Annotated in this window: 21 protein-coding genes; 10 read left to right on the forward strand and 11 right to left on the reverse strand. The window is 69.8% G+C overall.

The features are described from left to right. Positions 1–5 precede the first annotated feature (5 nt). From FHS38_RS18960 to FHS38_RS18970, 3 genes are all read right to left on the reverse strand, one after another. Positions 6–902 (reverse strand): LysR family transcriptional regulator, encoded by an 897-nt coding sequence (locus tag FHS38_RS18960; RefSeq protein WP_184734865.1) that lies wholly within the window; start codon positions 900–902, stop codon positions 6–8. A 249-nt stretch (positions 903–1,151) separates the two neighbouring features. Beyond that, the gene (locus tag FHS38_RS18965; RefSeq protein WP_184734867.1) at positions 1,152–1,346 is read right to left on the reverse strand and encodes a DUF397 domain-containing protein; all 195 of its coding nucleotides are present in this window, start codon (positions 1,344–1,346) and stop codon (positions 1,152–1,154) included. Next, on the reverse strand, positions 1,346–2,581 hold the full coding sequence (locus FHS38_RS18970; RefSeq protein ID WP_184734869.1) for a helix-turn-helix domain-containing protein: 1,236 nt from the start codon (positions 2,579–2,581) through the stop codon (positions 1,346–1,348). Before FHS38_RS18970 ends, FHS38_RS18965 begins: the two co-directional genes overlap by 1 nt. Before the next feature lie 117 nt (positions 2,582–2,698). On the opposite strand from FHS38_RS18970, the gene FHS38_RS18975 reads away from it, so the two are divergent. Both FHS38_RS18975 and FHS38_RS36370 read left to right on the forward strand, forming a co-directional pair. Further along, positions 2,699–3,007 carry a hypothetical protein gene (locus tag FHS38_RS18975; protein WP_184734871.1) on the forward strand — a complete coding sequence of 103 codons (309 nt, stop codon included), beginning with the start codon at positions 2,699–2,701 and terminating at the stop codon, positions 3,005–3,007. 8 nt (positions 3,008–3,015) lie between these two features. Further along, entirely contained in the window at positions 3,016–3,171 is a 156-nt protein-coding gene (locus FHS38_RS36370; RefSeq protein ID WP_373301872.1) for a DUF6255 family natural product biosynthesis protein, read from the forward strand. Here the strand turns inward: FHS38_RS36370 and FHS38_RS18980 are convergent. Next, complete coding sequence (locus FHS38_RS18980) at positions 3,125–3,976, reverse strand: hypothetical protein (RefSeq protein ID WP_184734873.1); 852 nt, start codon at positions 3,974–3,976, stop codon at positions 3,125–3,127. The two genes, FHS38_RS36370 and FHS38_RS18980, sit on opposite strands and share 47 nt — an antisense overlap. A 219-nt stretch (positions 3,977–4,195) precedes the next feature. Beyond that, the gene (locus FHS38_RS18985; RefSeq protein ID WP_184734875.1) at positions 4,196–5,149 is read right to left on the reverse strand and encodes an AraC family transcriptional regulator; all 954 of its coding nucleotides are present in this window, start codon (positions 5,147–5,149) and stop codon (positions 4,196–4,198) included. Positions 5,150–5,230: 81 nt separating this feature from the next. Between FHS38_RS18985 and FHS38_RS18990 the strand changes: the two genes are divergently transcribed. Beyond that, positions 5,231–6,064: an NAD-dependent epimerase/dehydratase family protein gene (locus FHS38_RS18990; RefSeq protein WP_184734877.1), complete on the forward strand. Its 834-nt coding sequence runs from the start codon at positions 5,231–5,233 to the stop codon at positions 6,062–6,064. Between the two features lie 41 nt (positions 6,065–6,105). On the opposite strand, the gene FHS38_RS18995 is transcribed toward FHS38_RS18990, so the two are convergent. Together FHS38_RS18995 and FHS38_RS19000 are read right to left on the reverse strand one after the other, a co-directional pair. After that, on the reverse strand, positions 6,106–7,257 hold the full coding sequence (locus FHS38_RS18995; RefSeq protein WP_184734879.1) for a cystathionine gamma-lyase: 1,152 nt from the start codon (positions 7,255–7,257) through the stop codon (positions 6,106–6,108). Between the two features lie 17 nt (positions 7,258–7,274). After that, complete coding sequence (locus FHS38_RS19000) at positions 7,275–7,655, reverse strand: phage holin family protein (RefSeq protein ID WP_184734881.1); 381 nt, start codon at positions 7,653–7,655, stop codon at positions 7,275–7,277. A 63-nt stretch (positions 7,656–7,718) separates the two neighbouring features. Between FHS38_RS19000 and FHS38_RS19005 the strand changes: the two genes are divergently transcribed. The 3 genes from FHS38_RS19005 to FHS38_RS19015 all read left to right on the forward strand — a co-directional run bounded on the left by FHS38_RS19005 (position 7,719) and on the right by FHS38_RS19015 (position 9,532). After that, positions 7,719–8,036 carry a cupin domain-containing protein gene (locus tag FHS38_RS19005; protein WP_130878534.1) on the forward strand — a complete coding sequence of 106 codons (318 nt, stop codon included), beginning with the start codon at positions 7,719–7,721 and terminating at the stop codon, positions 8,034–8,036. A 163-nt stretch (positions 8,037–8,199) separates the two neighbouring features. After that, positions 8,200–8,421 carry a DUF5326 family protein gene (locus FHS38_RS19010; RefSeq protein ID WP_184734883.1) on the forward strand — a complete coding sequence of 74 codons (222 nt, stop codon included), beginning with the start codon at positions 8,200–8,202 and terminating at the stop codon, positions 8,419–8,421. A gap of 664 nt (positions 8,422–9,085) precedes the next feature. Then, complete coding sequence (locus FHS38_RS19015; protein WP_130878532.1) at positions 9,086–9,532, forward strand: SsgA family sporulation/cell division regulator; 447 nt, start codon at positions 9,086–9,088, stop codon at positions 9,530–9,532. A 194-nt stretch (positions 9,533–9,726) separates the two neighbouring features. Here FHS38_RS19015 and FHS38_RS19020 read toward each other — a convergent pair whose 3' ends face one another. Continuing rightward, positions 9,727–11,079, reverse strand: a complete 1,353-nt coding sequence (locus FHS38_RS19020) for a YibE/F family protein (protein WP_373301873.1) — start codon at positions 11,077–11,079, stop codon at positions 9,727–9,729. Between the two features lie 183 nt (positions 11,080–11,262). On the opposite strand from FHS38_RS19020, the gene thiC reads away from it, so the two are divergent. Beyond that, positions 11,263–13,020 carry a phosphomethylpyrimidine synthase ThiC gene (gene thiC, locus FHS38_RS19025; RefSeq protein ID WP_184734885.1) on the forward strand — a complete coding sequence of 586 codons (1,758 nt, stop codon included), beginning with the start codon at positions 11,263–11,265 and terminating at the stop codon, positions 13,018–13,020. An 88-nt stretch (positions 13,021–13,108) separates the two neighbouring features. Here thiC and FHS38_RS19030 read toward each other — a convergent pair whose 3' ends face one another. The 3 genes from FHS38_RS19030 to FHS38_RS19040 form a co-directional block, all read right to left on the reverse strand. After that, entirely contained in the window at positions 13,109–14,020 is a 912-nt protein-coding gene (locus tag FHS38_RS19030) for a hypothetical protein (RefSeq protein WP_184734887.1), read from the reverse strand. Positions 14,021–14,200: 180 nt separating this feature from the next. After that, on the reverse strand, positions 14,201–15,286 hold the full coding sequence (locus FHS38_RS19035) for a metallophosphoesterase (protein ID WP_373301868.1): 1,086 nt from the start codon (positions 15,284–15,286) through the stop codon (positions 14,201–14,203). A gap of 401 nt (positions 15,287–15,687) precedes the next feature. Continuing rightward, positions 15,688–16,800, reverse strand: coding sequence for a LacI family DNA-binding transcriptional regulator (locus FHS38_RS19040; RefSeq protein WP_184734892.1), 1,113 nt, complete (start codon positions 16,798–16,800; stop codon positions 15,688–15,690). A gap of 442 nt (positions 16,801–17,242) precedes the next feature. On the opposite strand from FHS38_RS19040, the gene hisC reads away from it, so the two are divergent. The 3 genes from hisC to cydB all read left to right on the forward strand — a co-directional run bounded on the left by hisC (position 17,243) and on the right by cydB (position 21,257). Continuing rightward, the gene (gene hisC, locus FHS38_RS19045) at positions 17,243–18,319 is read left to right on the forward strand and encodes a histidinol-phosphate transaminase (protein ID WP_229822875.1); all 1,077 of its coding nucleotides are present in this window, start codon (positions 17,243–17,245) and stop codon (positions 18,317–18,319) included. 322 nt (positions 18,320–18,641) lie between these two features. After that, positions 18,642–20,216 (forward strand): cytochrome ubiquinol oxidase subunit I, encoded by a 1,575-nt coding sequence (locus FHS38_RS19050; protein ID WP_184734896.1) that lies wholly within the window; start codon positions 18,642–18,644, stop codon positions 20,214–20,216. Between the two features lie 24 nt (positions 20,217–20,240). Then, a complete protein-coding gene (gene cydB, locus FHS38_RS19055) occupies positions 20,241–21,257 on the forward strand; it encodes a cytochrome d ubiquinol oxidase subunit II (protein ID WP_184734898.1) in 1,017 nt (338 codons plus the stop codon). Positions 21,258–21,423: the final 166 nt, after the last annotated feature.

Raw genomic sequence — 21,423 nt, forward strand, 5'->3', positions numbered from 1 at the left:
GGATCTCACCAGGAGACGGCGGCACGCAGCAGCCACTCGTGCACCCGGGCCAGGTGGGGGTGGGCGAGCGTGCCGGTCCGTACGACCAGGAAATACGTGCGCAGCGGGGGTACGGGCGGGTCGAGCAGGGCCACGACCTCGCCCGTGTCGAGGGCGTCGGCGCACAGATACCTGGGCAGCACCCCGAGTCCCGCCCCGGCGGCCACACAGGCGAGCACGGCCCGCAGATCGGGGACGACGACGGTGCCGGCGGTGATGGGCTTGCTGTCGAAGACGGCGGCCCAGTAGCGGGCCACGAAGGGCAGGCACTCGTGCACCTCGACCACCGGCAGATGCTCCAGCGCCCGCACCCCCTTGTCCCGCACGACCGCCGCCCCGCCGAGCCTGGCCGCCCAGCGCGGGGCCGCCACCAGCACGTGCTCCTCGTCGCAGAGCGGGGTGGCCGTGAGCAGCCGGCCGCGCGGCCGTGACGTGGTGATCGCGAGGTCGTGATGGCCCGCCGCGAGCGCCTCGAAGAGATCCTCCGCGATGCCCTGTGCCGCCCGCACGGTCAGCCCCTGCGCCACGAGCGGCGTGAGCGCGGGCAGCGCCCGCACGGCGATGAACTCCGGCGGTCCGGCCAGATGCAGCGTGCGGTTGGCCCACTGCTCGTCGAGATCGGCCTCGGTGATCTCCAGCAGCGCGTCGACATGCGGCGCGATCTTGTGCGCGAGCTCGTCCCCGATGCTCGTCGGACTCACGCCGCGCGCCTGCCGGACGAACAGCGGCCGCCCCAACTGCCGCTCCAAGGTCCGGATCTGGCCGGTGACGGCGGGCTGGGACAGCCCGAGCAGAGCGGCGGCGCGGGTGAACGACCCGGCCCGGTGCACCGTGACGAACGTGCGTAAGAGGGCCAGATCCATGTCTTCTCCCCGGCTCGCCGCCAACCGCTCGTATCGGAACTATAAATAAGTCGATAGGGCTGTGTCGCTAGCGTGATTGGACACTGACGCAGAGTCAACTAGCCTTGGTCGCGCGGTTCCTCGCGCGTCGGAACCGCGACGGCTCGAGCCAAGAGGGGGGAGGCTCGAGCCGTCTCCTTGCCGGAGGGGCGCCGCGGTACGTGGCTTAGCCGCCGGGCATCCCCGCTACGGCCGTTGTGGGCGTCCGGCTTACAGCGCGGCTATGAACGCGGCCCAGGCTCTGACGGGGATCGCCAGGGCCGGGCCGTGAGGGTTCTTGGAATCCCGGACGGGGACGACGCCGGATATGTTGTCGGCGACCTCGACGCAGTCGCCCCCGGACGGGTTGCTGTAGCTGCTCTTGCGCCAGGTCGCTTCGCTCAGGTCGGCTCGTGTGGCGCGCATCAGTCGTGCGCCTTGAGAGCGGCCACGAGGTGCCGCCCCTCCGGGGCTCTGTGTCGGAGCAACGCGGCTGCCGTGGTGTGGAGTTCGTTCCATGCGTGCGGCCGCCCGACGGCGGCCGCGTCCGGGACGGCTTGCAGCGCGACCGTCAAGGCTTGCTCCGCCTCTCCCGCACCGGCAGCCGCGTGGGCCAGGCAGGCGCGGTACCAGGCCTTGTCGCGCCGGTAGTCGTCGGGCAGGGCGGCGAGTCCGCCGGTGAGGTGTCCGATGGCGACCGACCAGCTTCCCAAGTGCATCTCTGCCATGCCGCGTTGCAGGGCGAACCAGGTCTCGTCGTAGAAGTACATCCAGGGCGGCTCGTCCTCGGGGCGCTCGGCTGCCTGGCCGATGAGGGTCTGCGCCTCGTCGAGGAGGCGGTGGGACTCGTCGGCGTCGCCGTTGAGCGCGTGTCCGCGTGCCTCCATCTGTGCGGCCATGCCCCGCACCCCGAGGGAAGTGCCCGGGACGGACCAGCGGGCGGCCTCGGCGAGCCGTACGCACCGGGTGCCGAGCCCGCCGGACCAGGCCATGTGGGCCTTCATGCTGAGCGTGGTCGCCGCCATGCCGGCGTCACCGGCCTCCAGAGCCCATACGTGGGCCCGGTCGTACCACGCCAGCGCCGCAGCGCTGTCGGCCTGGTCCTGTGCCATCCACGCGAGGAACTGCGCGTGCTCGGCGGCGAGTCGGACGACCCGGTCCGCCAGTTCGCCCCGGGCGCCGGAGTGCAGATCCACCACGGTGCGGAGCTGCTGACGCATCACGTCGGTCAGTGGCCGGGAGCCGATGACGTCCTCCGCCCGCCGGTGCTCGGCCAAGAGCCGGTCGAGCCAGTCCAGAGTCGCTGTGTCGACCCGTTCGGCGCCGCCGACGGCATTCGTCACGCGCGCCAGAAGGTCCGCGTCCGGAGCGATGCCCGTCAGGGCCAGGCCGGTGACAGGAGGCGGGACGGCCCGTTCCCCGACGGTGGCCAGCAGTGCCGGGGGAATTCCGAGCCCGGACACGATGCGCTGCCGCACCTCCACGGACGTCACCCGACGGCGGCCCCGCTCGATGTCGGACACGTCCGGTTGTACGAGTCCGACCAGCCCGCCGAGCTTCGTCTGGCTGATGCCGGTGAGCCGGCGGTACGTCCTCAAGAGGACGGCCCAATCCTGGCTCGCGACCGCTGCCGTCAGCCGAGGGTGAGTCCAGAGGTCCACGACGTGATCCCCCACATGTCGACTATAGGGCGGCCTATAGGGCCTTGGGATTGGTTGCCGATCCGTGACCCGCGACGGTGTTCGTGACAGTGATCCGAACAGCCACGGAGGCGGGACGTGATGTCGTACCGGGAAGGTGCGTACGTGGTCGATACGGGCAACGGGACGTTCGCGCAGGTGATGGGCCGGATTGGGCCTCGGGTGCAGGTGCGGCGGCCTGAGGGTGGGCGGGAGTGGGAGGTGCCGCCGACGGCGTTGCGGCTGGCCACGTTCGAGGAGTGCCGGGCCGCCGACCCGGCGGATCGGTGCGACGGGTGTGAGCGGACCAGGGAGGGTCGGCGGGATGCCGAGGCGCGGGGCGACAAGTCGGCGATGACCGATGCCGCGGTGCTCATGGGTCGACATCAGCGCGAGGCCCACCCGTGACCCGCGTGGTGGGCCGCCTGGTCTCCGCCTGTTCTCGACTGTCCGGGTGGACGCGCACAGTCGACAAGGACACATGTAACTGCTGCGGCCTGGAGCGCTATTCGACATATCGGCTGCTCAGAATGCCGGTTGAACGGTCATCGCCCCCGCGCCGCTACTGGTGAACGCCGCTGCTTCCTGTCGGCAGTCGCGGCATTTGGTCTCGTCCGCGACCGGGCGGAATACGCGGTCGCAGGTGCCTGCGCAGGAGCGCAACGGTTGCGGGGCGGCGACGGGGGTGGCGAACGGCGGAGGCTCCGGCATCTTGCGGGTCAGGCGGTTGCGGGCCAGGGCTGCGGGGGAGTGGACGCGGCCCGGTAGCCCGTCCGTCAGGGCCTCACGTAGGTCCTTCGCCGTGGCTCCCCTCAAGAGCCATTCGCCTGCCAGGGCGGCGAGTTGCTGGATATCGCGGCCGTTGAGCCGCAGTCGGCGTTCCTTGTGGGAGACCGAGGCCAGGATCAGACCTCCACGTTCGATGAGCGGAGCGGGTACGTGGGAGGGCTGGGAGGGAGGGTTCTCTTTCTTCCCCTCTGTGTTTGTTGGGTGATGGCCGACGGCCCGGTCCTCCGGTTGACCGACGGCCGGTTCCGGGGCAGTCGGTCGGGGCCCGTCCCGTAACGCCAGGGCCTCTTCCTCCGTGAGGACCACGTTGGAGACCATCTGCGTCGTCCCCCACCGGCCGCCTTCACCCTGGCGGCGCCACTCGTGGAAGTAGCCCTCCGCGATCAGTTCCCGCTTCGCGCGGATGAACGCGGTCTTCTTGATCCCCGCGTCCCTCGCCGTCTCCGACAGCGGAGCTCTCACACTGTCCGGGAGCGACAACTGCCAGGTCAGCAGCCGCACGGCCGCCGCCGACAGGCGTGGGTGGCGGATGATCTCGTTCGATACCTGGGTGAAGAAACGCTCGGGAGCGATAGCATGCCGGAGCATCCTGGGTCTCCTTCGAAGACCTCGTGGGTGAAGGCCCTCGACCGGTGTTGGCGCACCGCCGAGGGCCGCCTCGTTCTCATGACGAAGCAGCCGATTCCCGGCCACCGTAGCGCAATGTCCGCACCCCCCAAGCGCACTCAACTGCGTTGATCGCACGCGTGGTTCATTGCGATCAGCTGTGCTCGATTCCGTCGCCAACTGCCCACACCGGGTAGCTTCCTAACCGGCCGTCCGGGCGGCGGCCGTGCGGTGCTGGCTGGGGCGGATTCCGTACACGCGGTTGAAGGCCACGCTCAGCCCGAAGGCGCTTCGGTAGCCGACCTGTCGGGCGATCGATTCCACGGTGGCCTCGGTGCGCGCCAGCAGGTCGGCTGCCAGCGCGAGGCGCCAGTCGGTCAGATAGGCCATGGGCGGCTGGCCGACCAGGTCGCTGAAGCGGCGGGCGAACGTCGCTCGTGACACACCGGCTTCCTCGGCGAGAGCCGTCACGGTCCACGGGTGTTCGGGTCGGTCGTGGATCAGCCGTAGTGCCCTGCCCGCGACGGGGTCGCCAAGGGCTCGGTACCACCCCGGTGGATCGGCCTCGGGACGGGCGAACCATTCACGCAGGGTGGAGAGCAGCAACAGGTCCAGCAGTCTGTCGAGGACGGCTTGCTGTCCCGGGTCGTCCCGACTGATCTCCATGGCGGTGAGTTCCAGGATCGGGCCGGGCCGGCCGTCGTTGCGGACCACGAGCACCCGGGGAAGCGCGCTCAGCAGTCGTTCGGATACCCGGCCGCCGACCCGATAGCTGCCGGTGAGCATGACGGTCGGGCCGTCCAGGCTGTTCCCGCAGGTGCGGAGGCTCTGTATGAGGTCGTCGCCGACCTCGTCCCCGTCGGCCGTCGTGCAGTGGTAGGGGTCGTGCACCACGTAGAGCGGCGGTGTTCGTCGGTCGGCGTCGTCGGCGATGGAGAACGGCTCCGACCCCGCCACGATGGCCACATCGCCAGGGCCGAGCTCAACGGGGGCGTCGTCGTCGGGGACGACCCAACCCGTGCCGCGCAGCATGGTGATCAAGGTGAGTGGCGTTCGGTCGGCGATCCGGACCGACCACGGTGGGGCCACGATGTTCCGGCTGAACAAGGCGCCATCGGATCGCACTTCGTACAGCAGGGCCGCCAACGCATCCATGGGGCCGAGCCTAGACGCTCAGACATCGATGTGAGCGGGTAGACCATTCTCCGTCTCACCGGCGAGCGGTTGACTCCTCACATGACGATGAAACCGATTTTGGTCCTCGGCGGCACGGGCAAGACGGGACGCCGCGTGGTCGTCCGCCTCCAGCAACGCGGACACGACGTGCGGGTGGCCTCCAGGAAGGGGCCGAACCCCTTCGACTGGGACGACGAGAACACGTGGGAGCCGGTGCTGGCGGGCGCCGGCGCGGCCTACCTGGTCGACTCACGGCTCGGTGACGCCGCGCCGTCGATGAGCTCCTTCAGCAAGCTTGCCGTGTCCAGCGGTGTCGAGCGGCTGGTGCTGTTGTCCCACCGCGACTGGGCGGTGTCGGATGGTGAGGAAAAGCTTCCCTGTGAGCGGGCGGTGCGGGAATCCGGCGCGGAGTGGACGATCCTGAAGCCGGCCTGGTTCGTACAGAACTTCAGTGAGGAGTCGTTCTTCCGAGGGCAGGTCGTTGACGGTGAGGTCGTCCTGCCGACCGGGGACGGTGTCGAGCCGTTCATCGACGCCGAAGACATTGCCGACGTCGCCGTGGCCACTCTCACCGAGGACGGCCACGGCGGGCAGGCGTACGAGCTGTCCGGACCGCGGCTGCTGAGCCTGGGCGCGGTGGTCGACGAGATCGCCCGCGCCACCGGCCGGAGCATCACCTACCGTCCCGTCTCGTCGGCCGACTTCGCGGCCTACGGCACGGAGAACGGCCTGCCGGAGGACTTCACCGCCATGCTGAACCTGCTTTTCGGCTGGATCAGCGAGAACCGCTTCGCCCAACTCGCCGACGGTGTTCAGCGAGTGCTCGGTCGCGAGCCCCGCGACTTCGCCGACTACGTCCGAGCCACCGCCGTGACCGGGGTGTGGCACGGCTGACCGGATCTCCGTAACGCATGGCGCCGGTGGTCCTGGGGGTTTCAAACCCCGTGCGATTGTGCGAAGTTCAGTGCCGTCAATACGTCATCGACAAGATCTTCCGTGTCCTCGACGCCCACCGAGAAACGGATGAAACCTTCCGGCACCGCGTCCCCGCCCCAGCGTCCGCGCCGCTCCGCCGTCGACCGCACCCCGCCGAAACTGGTCGCTTCGTCGACAAGCCGCAGCGCGGCCAGAAATCGCTCCGCGTGTGCCCGGTCCGGGAGGACGAAGGAGACCACGCAGCCGAAGCGGCCGCCGTGCATCTGGCGCAGGGCGACCGCGTGCGCCGGGTCGTCCGGCAAGCCCGGGTGGCGCACGGCGGTCACTTCGCGCCGGTCGTGCAGGGCGCGTGCGAGAGCGAGGGCGGTCGCCGCCTGCCGGTCCACGCGGAGCTGGAGGGTGGCGAGGGAGCGGTGGGCGAGCCAGGCCTCCATGGGGCCCGGGATTGCTCCTGTGGTCTTGCGCCAGGCCCGTACGGCCGCCGCCAGCTCCGGGTCCAGAGTGGTCACATAGCCCAGGAGTACGTCGCCGTGACCGGTGAGGGCCTTGGTGCCGCTGGCGACCGAGAAGTCCGCGCCCAGCTCCAGCGGGCGCTGTCCGAGCGGCGTGGCGAGGGTGTTGTCGACGGCGACCAGGGCGCCGCGGTGGTGTGCGGCGTCGGCGAGGCGGCGGATGTCGCACACGTCGAGGCCCGGGTTCGAGGGCGTCTCGATCCACAGCAGGCGGGCGCCGTCCAGGGCGCCCAGTTGTGCGTCGCCGCCGGTCGGCGCGGTGCGGACCGTGACGCCGAAGTCCTCCAGGCGCTCGCGTAGCGCGGGCAGCAGCTGATAGCCGTCACCGGGCAGGACGGCCGTGTCGCCCGGCCGCAGCCGGGAGAAGAGCACGGCGGAGATCGCCGCCATCCCGGACGGGAACGTGATCGTCTCGGCCGCCGGAACCTCCGCCGGATCCCCCACCGGGTACTCCAGCTCGCTGATCGCCCGCTCCAGCGCCGTCCACGTGGGGTTCCCCTCGCGGCCGTACGTGTACGGGCCCGCGACCTCGCCCGGCAGGTGGTAGTGGGCGGCGAAGGCCGGGCCCGGCAGCGCCGGCTCGTTCGCCCGCGGCTCCGGCAGTCCCGCCCGTACGACCCTCGTCCCGTCTCCGGTCATGCCGCAGCCCCTCTCCGTCAGTCCTGCTCGTCCGGCAGGATCACATGCATCGCCCACGCCACGATCGAGATGATCAGACCACCGATCAGGGCGGTCCAGAAGCCTTCGACGTGGAAGGCCAAGTCCAGTTGGTTCGCGAACCATGAGGTCAGCAGCAGCATCAACGCGTTGATCACCAACGTGATGAGGCCGAGCGTGAGGATGAAGAGCGGGAAGGACAGCAGCTTCACGACCGGCTTGACCACGAAGTTGACCACGCCGAAGAGGAACGCGACGGCGACCAGCGTCAGCACCTTGCGCGCGGTGTTCTCCCCGGACAGCGTGATGCCCTTGAGCAGCCAGATCGCGACCGCCATGGCCGCCGCATTGGCAATCGTCTTGACTACGAAATTCTTCATGATGAGATCGTTGCAGACGGGATCGGCCCGGCGAGGATCGGCACTGCAAGGGGTGAACGACGGATGAAGGCGTTCCGGCTGGACGAGCTGGAAGCGGAGCGGGCCGCCAACGAGGGCGCCTACCTCCAGTTCCTGCGCGAACGGAACATGTCGGTCGGGCTGTACGCGCTGGACGCGGGCGACGCGGACCCGCAGAGCCCGCACGCCCAGGACGAGGTGTACCTGGTGGTCAGCGGCCGGGCCTCGATCACGGTGGGGCTGGAGACCACGGAGGTGGCGCGGGGCAGCGTCGTCTACGTACCCGCCGGGGTGGCGCACAAGTTCCACCACATCAGCGAGGATCTCCGGGTCGTGGTGGTCTTCTCTCCGCCTGAGAGCTGAGCCCGGCCCCCGGTGTCCCGTAGGGGGACGCTCAGGGATGGACGGGGGCTGCGGGGACCCCACGGACCCACCGGTCCGTCCTAGCATCGAGAGCAGGCCGGATCATCCGGCTCCGGACGGACTCGTGAACCGTGCGGACTCGTGAGCGGAAAGCAGGGACGACATGGCCGAGAAGGGGATATTCGAAGGACTGCCCTGGTGGGTGAAGTGGATCGCCGTGCCGGTCCTCGTGCTCGCCGTCTTCGGCAGCCTGATCGTCAGCGTGCTCGGCTTCGTGCTCACGTTTGCCTTCAAGCTGCTGCTGCTCGCGGCGTTGATCGGCGGTCTCGTCTTCGTCGTCAAGAAGTTCACGTCGTCCTCGTCGTCCTCGAAGGGCGACTGGTAGGCACCCGGGCCGACGTCACAGCCCGGCCCGACAGGCATCGACGGTCCCGGCCGGCTCGACACACTCCTGCCCGGCTCGACTCCGGGGCGGCCTCACCCAACGGCAATCCCGCCGCGCGATTAACCCGCGAGGCGGGTTTTTCCGTTTTCTGGCTTACGCCCATCTGCCGCGCGCGGGTTCGGGTCTTCCGCCCGACGTGACCCATCCGTCACACGGAGTCAACTCGACGAAGCGGACTAGCGGGATCATCCCTCCCTCTTCCCGGTATATCCCTCCATGCGGCACAGTGTGCGTGAGAAGCACCCTCTGCTCCATCGCGAACCCACCCCGCCGTGACGTCAACCGGAGCGCGAGGCAAGGGAATACGCCCTCGTCACGCGCTTGCCGCCGCCTTTGCCGACTAGCCGAACCCGTCCCGGTTCGGCGTCAATGGATCCGGCGACTCTGGCGATTTCTCAACCGTCGAATCTCCCGGATCGACTCCTCCCTGTAGTCGAGTCGCTACGCTCCAGAGTCAGGAAGCTCGTATGCTCACTCACGATCTCTATCAGTATCTGAAAAATCACTCCTTGTGGTCTGGTAGGCGTTGTTGTCAGACTATGGCGCCAATAGGTTCATGGGGATCCAATCCCGGCCAAAACCGACATAGACGGGACATTGGGCGATGCGCGAAACAGTTCAGGCGGAAGTGATCATGACGTTCCTCGTCTCCGAGGAGCTGTCCTTCCGGATCCCGGTGGCGCTGGATTACGACAGCAGCGACCCCTACGCGGTGAAGTTCACCTTCCACCTTCCCGGCGACGCGCCTGTGACCTGGGCGTTCGCGCGGGAGTTGCTGCTCGACGGGCTGAGCCAGCCGTCCGGCGAAGGCGATGTGCACATCTCCCCCGCCTCCGCCGAGCACCTGTCCGACGTCTTCATCCGGCTGCAAGTGGGCGGCGAAGGCGCGCTGTTCCGGGCCGGGGCCGCGGCCCTGGTGGCCTTCCTCGACCGGACCGACCGCATCGCCCCGCTCGGTGAGGAGCGCTCCGTCGCCGACTTCGACTACGAGCTCGCCGCCGCCCTCGACAGCATCCTCGCCGGTAACCCCGAGGGGCAGAACGCCGGTTAGTGCCCCGGTCGGTGCCCTCCCTGCGGGACGGGAAGGTCATCGGGGTCGGCCAGGCCCCTCGGGTCGGCCAGACCCACCGAGGGCGCCAGGCTCATCGAGGGCGCCCCAGCCCATCGAGGACGCCCAGGCCCATCGAGGTCGGCCCGGTCACCGGGACAGGCCCGACGGCAGGGATCCGCCCCGTCCTCGTCCCGTCACTTCGCGCGGCGGCGCCTGCCGCCCTTGCCCCCGGTGCGCGCCCCGGGCTTCCCCTTGGCCTTGCCCTTCGCCGTGTGGCGGTCGGCGCTGACGACGAGCGCCGCCAAGGCCGTCGTCACCGGGACCGAGGCCACCAGCCCGATGCTGCCCACCAGCGTCCGTACGATCTCCTCCGCGACGAGCTCGCTGGTCGCGACGGTCCCCACCCCGGCGTCCGCGATCGTGAACAACAGCAGCAACGGCAACGACGCGCCCGCGTACGCCAGCACCAGCGTATTGACCACCGACGCGATGTGGTCCCGGCCGATCCGCATGGCGGATCCATACAGTTTGCGCCAACTCGCGCTCGGGTCGGCCTCCTTCAGCTCCCACACCGCCGACGTCTGCGTCACCGTCACGTCGTCGAGGACGCCCAGCGAACCGATGATGATCCCCGCCAGCAGCAGACCCTGGATCTCGATCTGCGGAAAGAGGCCGTGGACCAGGGCCGTCTGGTCGTCCGTGTTGCCCGTCAGATGCGCCCAGTCGATGAACAGGGAGCCGAGCAGTCCGATGACCAGCAGCGACGTCAAAGTCCCCAGCACCGCCACGGACGTCCGGGCGGTGAGGCCGTGGCACATGTAGAGCGCGATGAGCATGATCGCGCTGCCGCCGACCACGGCGACCAGCAGCGGGTTCGAACCCTGGAGGATCGCCGGGAGGATGAACATCGTCAGCACGCCGAAGCTGATGACCAGGGCGATCAGCGCGAAGACGCCGCGCAGCCGTCCGACGACCACGACCGCGAGTGCGAACAGCACGGCGAGGACGATCATCGGCACCGTCCGGTCCACGTCCGTGACCGAATACCGCAGATTCTCCGGGGCCTTCGGCGCGTGGGCGAGCACCACCTCCTGGCCCACGGAGTAGCGGCGTGAGGAGTCCGGCCGTACGACCTCGGTGAAGGTCTTGCCCTTGTCCGGGCCCTCGGCGACCTCGATGGTCGCGGTCTCGCAGGACCCCGGAGGCGGCGCCGGCGCGCCGGGACCGCCCTGGCCACCGGGCTGCCCCTGCTGCTGCGGCAGGGCGCCCACCTTGGCGCAATCGACCTCCTCGATCTTGACGACCCGGCCCGCCCGGGTCTGCTGGTCGACGCCCAGCCCGGAGGGCTTGTGCGGGGGCGCGCCACCGGGCCAGAGCACGATCAGACCGGCAACCACCGCGACGGCGAACGGGATCAGCACCGCCGCGATCACCTTCCGCAGATGCGCGGAGACGGGGGCGGCCGGGCCGTGGCTGTGCGAGTGGGAATGCGCGTGGGAGTGCGCGTGGGACTGGGGACTACGGTCTGGGCTGGTCACGCCCCGCATCATCGCAAGCCCCACTGGTCCTCCGGACGGGGGAAGCGCTAGCGTGGTGCCACCTTTGCAATCGCGGGAGCTCGGAGCACCGGGCTGAGAGGGCGCTGACCTCCGTACGTACGTCGTGCGGAAGCCGCTGCGCCGACCGCCGAACCTGTTACCGGGTAATGCCGGCGTAGGGAGTCTGGTCTCATGACCTCGCAGGATGCACGCACGTCCGAAACCGGCCAGATCGGCTGGCACAAGGACTACGTGACCGGCTCGCGGCCGGACCTTCGGGTTCCGGTACGGCGGGTCCACCTCACCAACGGCCAGGACGTACGGCTGTACGACACGTCCGGCCCGTACACCGATGCTGCCGTCGAGACGGATGTCCGGCGCGGTCTTCCGCCGCTGCGGGAGAACTGGATCGTCGGCCGGGGCGACACCGAGGAGTACGCGGGCCGCCCGATGCGGCCGGAGGACGACGGGCTCAAGCACACCTCGCCGCGCGGGGGCCTGAAGAACCTCGACGCGGTCTTCCCCGGCCGCCCCCGCCAGCCCCGCCGGGGCCGGTCGGGCGCCGCCGTCACGCAGCTCGCGTACGCCCGCCGCGGTGAGATCACCGAGGAGATGGAGTACGTGGCGCTCCGGGAGAACGTTTCTCCCGAGACCGTCCGCGAGGAGATCGCGGCGGGCCGGGCCGTGCTTCCGGCCAATGTGAACCACCCGGAGATCGAGCCGATGATCATCGGCAAGAAGTTCCTGGTGAAGGTCAACGCCAACATCGGCAACTCCGCCGTCACCTCCTCCATCGAGGAGGAGGTGGAGAAGATGACCTGGGCGACCCGCTGGGGCGCCGACACGGTCATGGACCTCTCCACCGGCCGCAACATCCACACCACGCGCGAGTGGGTGCTGCGCAACTCCCCCGTGCCGATCGGCACCGTGCCGCTCTACCAGGCGCTGGAGAAGGTCGACGGCAAGGCCGAGGAGCTGACCTGGGAGATCTACAAGGACACGGTCATCGAGCAGGCCGAGCAGGGCGTGGACTACATGACCGTCCACGCGGGCGTGCTGCTGCGCTACGTCCCGCTGACCGCCCGCCGCAAGACCGGCATCGTCTCGCGCGGCGGCTCGATCATGGCCGCGTGGTGCCTGGCGCACCACAAGGAGTCGTTCCTGTACGAGAACTTCGAGGAGCTCTGCGAGATCCTCGCCTCCTACGACGTGACGTACTCCCTCGGCGACGGGCTGCGCCCCGGCTCGATCGCGGACGCCAACGACGAGGCGCAGTTCGCGGAGCTGAAGACGCTCGGCGAGCTGAACACGATCGCCAAGCGGCACAACGTGCAGACGATGATCGAGGGCCCCGGGCACGTCCCGATGCACAAGATCAAGGAGAACATCGACCTCCAGCAGGAGATCTGCGAGGAGGCGCCGTTCTACACGCTCGGCCCGCTGACGACCGACGTCGCGCCCGCGTACGACCACATCACCTCGGGGATCGGTGCGGCGATGATCGCGTGGTGGGGCACGGCGATGCTCTGCTACGTCACGCCGAAGGAGCACCTGGGCCTGCCGGACCGCGACGACGTGAAGACCGGCGTCATCACGTACAAGATCGCGGCGCATGCGGCGGACCTCGCCAAGGGGCACCCGGGCGCGCAGGAGTGGGACGACGCGCTGTCCGACGCGCGCTTCGAATTCCGCTGGGAGGACCAGTTCAACCTGGCCCTCGACCCGGACACGGCCCGCGCCTTCCACGACGAGACGCTTCCGGCGGAGCCGGCGAAGACCGCGCACTTCTGTTCCATGTGCGGGCCGAAGTTCTGCTCGATGAAGATCTCGCAGGACATCCGGCGTGAGCACGGCGGGGACCTGGCCGTCGACCCGGAGGCGGGCATGGCGGAGAAGTCCAAGGAGTTCGCGGCGAGCGGCAACCGGGTCTATCTGCCGCTGGCCGACTGACCCCACGTCCCACGAACGCCCTCAAGGAGAGCCACCGCGCGCCGTGCGGTGGCTCTCTCGTCCTGCGCCGCCTTCGGTGGCTGCGGACTCAGTCCGGCCGGTGGTCCGGGCCGCCGTAATCGGGGCTGGTGAAGTCGGGGCGGGAGTAGCCCGGGCGGGGGCTGGGGGAGGACTCGTCGTCCGGGCTGGAGAAGCCGGGGCGGGAGTAGCCGAGGGTCGGCGTACGGCTGTGGGGGTCGCGGGCCCGGGGCGGGGGTGTCGGCGGAGTGGGTGAGGGGGCGGGCGGTGTGCGTGGTGTCACCGGGGCGTTGGCGAGGGACTCGCGCAGGAACGGCAGCATGCCGCGCTCCAGCAGCGCCTGCCGCCAGACGTCGCGCGCCCGCTCGGCGTCCTCGCTCAGCCGGATGCCGCGCGCGTCCTGTGCCAGGCCCGAGCCGTTGCGCAGGGCGGTGACCAGCATGCCGGCCATGGCGACGAACACTCCGGCGACGGTGAGGCCGGCGAACCACCAGCCGACGGTGATCATCGGGTCCGCCACGGCCTCGTTCGACGCGACCGTGCGCAGGACGTAGCCGACGAGGAGGAAGAGGAGCGCCGCGATCCCGGCGAGGACCGGGGCGAGTACGGCGAGGACCGCGCCGGCGCCCGCGCCGGCCGCCTCGGAGACGTCACCGACGACGGTGAGGGGCGCGACCCCGCCCCCGGCGCCGCCGTCGGCGCCGCGCGGGCCGGTGCCGACCGGCTGGGGCTGGGCGGCATTGGCGGGCGCGCGCAGTTCTTCGCGCGCCTTCAGAAAGCTCTGGTATTCGGTCGCCGCACAGGCCGCGATCGCGGCCATGGCGCTGTGCGCCATCGTGCGGAGCTGTTCTGCGTCGAGCCGCTGTCCTATCGCGGCGGCCAGTTCCGGGTCATGGTCTGCGGTACGCAACGCTTGGTCGAGGACGCGCTCGAATTCCGGGCGGTCCTCGGCCAGCAGGTGCGGAGCGCTGTTCATGTGCATCCCCCGATGCTCCGTAGGGCCTCGTCGCCGGCTTACACCGGCAGTGGGCGGAAACGGAGGAGAGCCTGCTACGGATAAGCCGATGGTAGAGCCGTTCTGTCGCGAGGTGACAGAGAGTTTGCCGAATTACCCCGCGCCAGTGGAACCCCGTACCTGCCCGTGCGCCGGCGCACTGAACCCTCAGGCACCCAGCGGAAGTTGCACCACCAGTAGCTTTCCGGCCATTGTGACCCCGCCGTCCATCGCGACCGCGAGTCCGTCCGCGTACAGGTGCGGGCCGTCGACCAGCGGGCCGCCGTCCTCGTCGCTGTCCGCGTCCTCGGTGCCGACCTCGCCCAGCAGGTAGGGGATGGGGCTGTGGCCGTGCACGATGCGGCCGCCGCCGTAGGTGTCGAGCAGCTCCCGCACGGCCAGCGGACCGGCCTCGTCGTCGCGGAAGGCGAACCGCTTGGTGAACTTGCGGAACAGGTCCCAGACCTCGTCCGGGTCGTTGCGCTGCAGGGCCTCGGTGACGGCGTCGTTGACGGCCTCGATGGAGTCGCCGTAGTCGAGGTAGGCGGTGGTGTCGGAGTGCACGAGCAGGTGCCCGTCCTCCTCGGCCATCGCGTCGAGCCGGGACATCCACTGCATGTGGTGGTCCTGGAGCCGCTCCATGTCGGTGCGCTGGCCGCCGTTGAGCAGCCAGGCCGCCTGGAAGGAGGCGGTGCCGGCACCGGAGTGGACGGGGGTGTCGGCGAACCGCTTGGCGCCGATGAGCAGCAGCTCGTGGTTGCCCATGAGCGCCTTGCAGTAGCCGCCGGCGGCCGCGGCCTCGGCGGACAGCCGCATGACGAGGTCGATGACCCCGACGCCGTCCGGGCCGCGGTCGGTGAAGTCGCCGAGGAACCACAGCCGGGCGTTGCCCGCGGCCCACTGGCCGTTCGCGTCGATGAGCCCCTGGGCGGCGAGCGCCTCGTAGAGCTCGTCGAGGTAGCCGTGGACGTCGCCGACGACGAACAGCGGACCGGGGCCGCCGGGCACGGGCGCCGCCTGCGGGTCGGTGAGCGGCGTCAGCTTGACGGTCGGTACGTCCCGCGGGGCGGCACCCTGGCCGATGACCGGCAGGTCACGGGCGGTCGGGGTGTAGCCCGGGGGGTACTCCGAGGGCGGCTCCACGGGCGGGGCCGCGTGGGCGTACGCGGGCATGGGAGGCGGCGCGGCGTACCCGGGGAAGGGCGGCACCGCCGCCGTGGTCCGTACGGGTCCCTGACCGGCCCCCTGAGTCATCGACCCCTCCACCATCGCGCCGCCGTGCACCTTGTGGACCTTGCCTGGTCGACGGCGGTCCGTGGTGTCGTGCGCCCATCATAGGAATGACCGTCGTGGCTTGTGCACGCACCAGGGGCTGCCAATCGAGGAGGACGTGCGGCGACGCCGGTCATTTCTCCCCAATTGGGGTTGTTCGCTCCCCTTGGCGGGGGCCCGGAGAAGCCGTCCTGGGGTTGGTGACGGACCTCTCCTGTGGCTGACGGATTTCTGCCGTGGCCGATATACGCCGTTGTCACGGCGGTCCGCTCGGCTCGCGGGGTTCCGTTTTCGTCCGTTGTCCGGTTGTTCGGCCCCGGTGCTCGGGTTGACCGTTCAGGGCTTCGGGTGACCGGCTCGTGTTCTTGGTTGACCGGCTGCGGTCAGGGCGTGGCGGGGCCGCGCGGGGGACTGACGGTGGTGCGCGGCGGACGGCGCTCGGAGGACGTGCGCACGATCAGCTCCGTCGGTATGACCTGCTCCACCGGCTGCCCGGTGTCGAGCCCCTCGATGGCGTCGATGAGGAGCTGGACGACGGCCGTGCCGATGCGCCGCGGCTTGAGCGAGAGGGTGGTGACGGGCGGCTCGGTGGTGGCGTAGACCGTGGACTCGCTGCAGCAGACGAGCAGCAGGTCGTCCGGCACCCGCAGGCCGTAGCGGCGGGCGGCGGCCAGCAGGTCGGTGCCGTTGGGGTCGAACAGGCCGTACACCGCGTCGGGCCGGTCGGGGCGGGCGAGCAGCCGGTCGGCGGCCACCGCCCCGGCGCAGGGGTCGTGGGCGGGGTACTCCTCGTAGACCGGGGCCTGGCCGACCCGCTCGCACCAGTGCAGATAGGCGGTGGTGGAGAGCCGGGTGTAGGTGTCGGTGGTGGTGCCGGTCAGCAGCCCGATGCGCCGGGCGCCGGCGGCGGCCAGGTGGTCGAGGATGCCGAGCACGGCCGCCTCGTGGTCGTTGTCCACCCAGGCGGTGACGGGGAGGGTGCCGGCGGGGCGGCCGTCGGAGACGACGGGGATGCCCTGGCGGACCAGGTCGGAGACCACGGGGTCGTGGTCGGAGGGGTCGACGACGACGGTGCCGTCGAGGGCGACGTTGGACCACACGTCGTGCCGGGAGGTCGCGGGGAGGATGACCAGGGCGTAGCCGCGGGCGAGGGCGGCGGAGGTGGCGGCCCTGGCCATCTCGGCGAAGTACGCGAACTCGGTGAAGGTGAAAGGTTCATCCCCGTACGTGGTCACGGTCAGGCCGATGAGGCCGGACTTGCCCGTGCGGAGGGTGCGGGCCGCGGCCGACGGGCGGTAGCCCAGTCGGTCGGCGACCTCGCGGACATGGCGGCGGGTCGCGTCCGGTAGCCGGCCCTTGCCGTTGAGCGCGTCGGAGACGGTCGTGATCGACACCCCGGCGGCGGCGGCCACGTCCCGGATACCCGCACGGCCCTGACGGCCGCCCCTGCGGGAGAGATCCGTCCGGCTCACCTGGTGCTTCCCTGCTGCTGTCATGGCGAGCCGATAGTAGGGCTCGGTTGGTCCGTTGGCGGGGATCCGTTTTTCGCTGTTGACAGGCACGTTTCTGCACGACCAAATCCCCTTAATGACCATGGAAACAAAGCCAGTTGGGGGCTTGTATGAGGGGCCGCGCGCCCCTGGCATATCCGCGTCTCATGAATGGTTCAGGTCTCGAAGAGGTCTCAACTCACCTTCACGGGGGATGCGCGCCACGGCGCCCGCCACCGGCGCGCGGGAAAAAGGGGAGCGCTCCCCCGGTGCGGGAAGCCGTGCCGCGCGGATACGGCGGACGACGGCCGCCGAGCGCGGCAGTCGTACTCGATGCTGGACGCCGCCCGGGGCAATCCTCTTAAGGTGTGCAGTATTCATGTCCGTTATTCGTGTGCGCTTTCCCCGTGCGACGACCTCGCGCACGGGATGTCGAGGAGGACCTGCGGTGACCGAGAAGACCCCGAAGCTGCGCGCCGCGCTGGACGGCGTTCCCACCTACAAGCCGGGCAAGCCGGCCGCCGCCGACGGCCCCGTGGCGTACAAGCTGTCCTCCAACGAGAACCCCTACCCGCCGCTGCCCGGTGTGCTGGAGACCGCGATCGAGGCCGCGGGTTCCCTCAACCGCTACCCCGACATGGCCTGTACGGGCCTGATGGTGGAGCTGGCGGAACGTTTCGGGGTGCCCGTCACGCACATCGCCACCGGCACCGGCTCGGTCGGCGTCGCGCAGCAGTTGATCCAGTCGACGGCGGGCCCCGGCGACGAGGTCATCTACGCCTGGCGCTCCTTCGAGGCGTACCCGATCATCACGCAGGTCTCGGGTGCCACGCCGGTGCCGGTGCCGCTGACCGACGGCGATGTGCACGACCTGGAGGCGATGCTCGCCGCGATCACCGACCGGACCCGGCTGATCTTCGTCTGCAACCCCAACAACCCCACCGGCACGGTCGTGCGACGGGCCGAGCTGGAGTCCTTCCTGGACCGGGTGCCCTCCGACGTCCTGGTGGTGCTCGACGAGGCGTACATCGAGTTCATCCGCGACGAGAACGTCCCCAACGGCATCGACCTCTACCGTGACCGGCCGAACGTCTGCGTGCTGCGCACCTTCTCGAAGGCGTACGGGCTGGCCGGGCTGCGCGTCGGTTTCGCCATCGCGCACGAGCCGGTCGCGGCGGCGCTGCGCAAGACGGCCGTGCCGTTCGGCGTGACCCAGCTGGCGCAGGACGCGGCGGTCGCCTCGCTGCGCAGCGAGGACGCGCTGCGCGAGCGGGTGGACGCGCTGGTGGCGGAGCGGGCGCGGGTCGTCGGCGCGCTGACCGGGCAGGGCTGGACGCTGCCGGAGTCGCAGGCCAACTTCGTCTGGCTGCCGCTGGGGGAGCGGTCGCAGGACTTCGCGGCCGCGTGCGAGCGCGCGGGTGTGGTCGTACGGCCGTTCCCGGAGGGCGTCCGGGTGACGATCGGTGAGACCGAGGCGAACGACCTCTTCGTGCAGACGGCCGAGGCGTTCCGCAAGGAGCTGTAGCCGTCCCGGCGGGTCTTTGGCTACGGGGCCGTCTTGCCGCCTGCGGCGGCGAGCGTCCTGCGGGCGCGTCCTCAAGCGCCGGACGGGCTGGTGGTGGCTGAGCTCAGCCACCACCAGCCCGTCCGGCATTGGGCCGTCGCCCGGGCCGCTAGGGCCGAACGGTACCCCCCCTTGATTGTCCGAAAAGCGGGTGCGCCATAATGCTTGTGAATGTGAACGCGTTCACAAGCGCGTCTTTTATGCCCCGCTTTCACTGGGGCAAAAGGGTGCAAACCATCGGTGACGTGAGTCGCCGGTGTCGCAAGAGGCAAGGAGAGACCGCGTGAACCTGGCTCTGGCGCCGGAAACGCTGGCGCGCTGGCAATTCGGCATCACCACCGTTTACCACTTCCTCTTCGTCCCGCTCACGATCAGCCTGGCGGCCATCACCGCCGGGCTGGAGACGGCGTGGGTCCGCACCGGCAAGGAGAAGTACTTCCACGCCACGAAGTTCTGGGGAAAGCTCTTCCTCATCAACATCGCGATGGGCGTGGTCACCGGCATCGTGCAGGAGTTCCAGTTCGGCATGAACTGGTCGGACTACTCCCGGTTCGTCGGTGACGTCTTCGGGGCGCCGCTCGCGATGGAGGCCCTGCTGGCCTTCTTCTTCGAGTCGACCTTCATCGGGCTGTGGATCTTCGGCTGGGACAAGCTGCCCAAGAAGATCCACTGCGCGTGCATCTGGATCGTCGCCGTAGGCACGATCCTCTCCTCGTACTTCATCCTGGCCGCGAACTCCTGGATGCAGCACCCCGTCGGCTACGTCATCGACAAGGCGACCGGCAAGGCCCAGCTCACCGACATCTGGGCGGTGATGACGCAGAACACCACCCTGGTCGTGGTCTTCCACACCCTCACCGCCGCCTTCCTCACCGGCGGCGCGTTCGTGGTCGGCATCGCCTCGCTCCACCTGTGGCGCGCCAAGCGCAAGCAGCTGCGCGGCGAGGAGCCGGGCGAGAAGCAGCGGCACCAGATCGGCGCGATGCGGACCTCGCTGCGCGTCGGGCTCGTCGTCGCGGTCATCGCCGGGCTCGGCACCGCGATCAGCGGCGACAGCCTCGGCAAGGTGATGTTCGAGCAGCAGCCGATGAAGATGGCCGCCGCCGAGGCGCTGTGGGAGACCAAGGCACCGGCGCCGTTCTCGGTCTTCGCGGTCGGCGACGTCTCCAAGGGCCACAACAGCGTCGAGATAGAGATCCCCGGCCTGCTCTCCTTCCTCTCGCACAACAACTTCAGCGACGCGGTCCCCGGCATCAACGACATCGCCGCGCAGGAGGCCGCCCGCTACGGCGGCAAGCCCGAGGACTACATCCCCAGCATCTTCATGACCTTCTGGGGCTTCCGCCTCATGATCGGCTTCGGGATGACGTCGTTCGTGGCCGCGCTGATCGGGCTGTGGACCACGCGCAAGAAGTTCTGGCTCGCGCCGCAGTTCCGCACGGGCGAGAACGAGGTCCCGCGGCTGATGCTGACGCGGACCCGCGAGATGAGCCCGTTCTTCACCACGTGGTCCTGGCGCATCGGCATCCTCACCATGGGCTTCCCGCTGATCGCCAACTCCTTCGGCTGGATCTTCACCGAGATGGGCCGCCAGCCCTGGGCCGTCTACGGGCTGATGAAGACCGGCAACGCGGTCTCGCCCGGCGTCAGCCAGGCCGAAGTCCTCACCTCCATGGGCATCTTCACGCTGCTGTACGGGATCCTCGCCGTCGTCGAGGTGAAGCTGCTGGTGAAGTACGCCACGGCCGGCCCGGACACCGACGAGAAGCCGCCCACGAAGGACCCGAGGCTGCGGCTCCCCTCGCCGGGGGCCGGCGAGCCCGAGGACGCCGACAAGCCGATGACCTTCGCGTACTGACGCGGCGGAACGGAGACACCGACCATGCACCTCCACGACCTCTGGTTCCTGCTGATCGCCGTCCTGTGGACGGGCTACTTCTTCCTCGAGGGCTTCGACTTCGGCATCGGCGTCCTGACCAAGCTCCTCGCCAGGGACCGCACGGAACGCCGGGTGCTGATCAACACGATCGGACCCGTCTGGGACGGCAACGAGGTCTGGCTGATCACCGCGGCCGGCGCGACCTTCGCCGCCTTCCCTGACTGGTACGCCACCCTCTTCAGCGGCTTCTACCTGCCGTTCCTGCTCATCCTGGTCTGTCTGATCCTGCGCGGCGTCGCCTTCGAGTACCGCCACAAGCGCGCGGGCGAGCGCTGGCAGCTGAACTGGGAGCACGCGATCTTCTGGTGCTCGCTGGTGCCCGCCTTCGCGTGGGGCGTCGTCTTCGCCAACATCGTGCGCGGGGTGCCGATCGGGCGGGACAAGAACTTCGCCGGTGACGTGCTCGACCTGCTGAACCCGTACGCCCTGCTGGGCGGTGCCCTCACGCTCGTGCTCTTCACCTTCCACGGCGCGGTGTTCGCGACGCTGAAGACGGTCGGCGACATCCGTCACCGGGCGCGGTCCCGGGCGACCGTCCTCGGTATGACCTCCGGCGTGCTGGGGGTGACCTTCCTCGGCTGGACGCAGATCGAGTCCGGCAACGGCCGCAGCCTCGTCGCGCTGATCGTCGCCGGGGCGGCGCTGATCGCGGCGCTGGCCATGAACCACTTCGGACGCGAGGGCTGGACCTTCGCCTTCTCCGGGGTGACCGTGGCGGCCGTCTTCGCGCTGGTCTTCCTCGCGCTCTTCCCGGACGTCATGCCGTCGTCCCTCGACCCGGCCTGGAACCTCACGGCGGCCAACGCGGCCTCCAGCCCCTACACGTTGAAGATCATGACGTGGGTCGCGGTGCCCATGACGCCGCTGATCATCGGCTATCAGGCGTGGACGTACTGGGTCTTCCGCAAGCGGATCGGTACCCAGCACATCCCCGCGCCCGCTCCCGCTCCCGCGGCCTAGGGCCGTGTCGGCCGCACCCCCGCTGCGCGGTGGTGTCCTCAATCGCCGGACGGGCTTGATTGAGCTGAGCTCAGCCACAACCAGCCGTCCGGCGTTTGAGGACGCGCCCGCAGGGCGCCCGCCGCCGCAGGCGGCAAAGACGGCCCGCAGCCGAAGAACCGCCAGG

The organism is Streptomyces netropsis (genome assembly GCF_014203545.1).
In the GTDB taxonomy this organism is placed as follows: Bacteria; Actinomycetota; Actinomycetes; order Streptomycetales; family Streptomycetaceae; genus Streptomyces; species Streptomyces netropsis.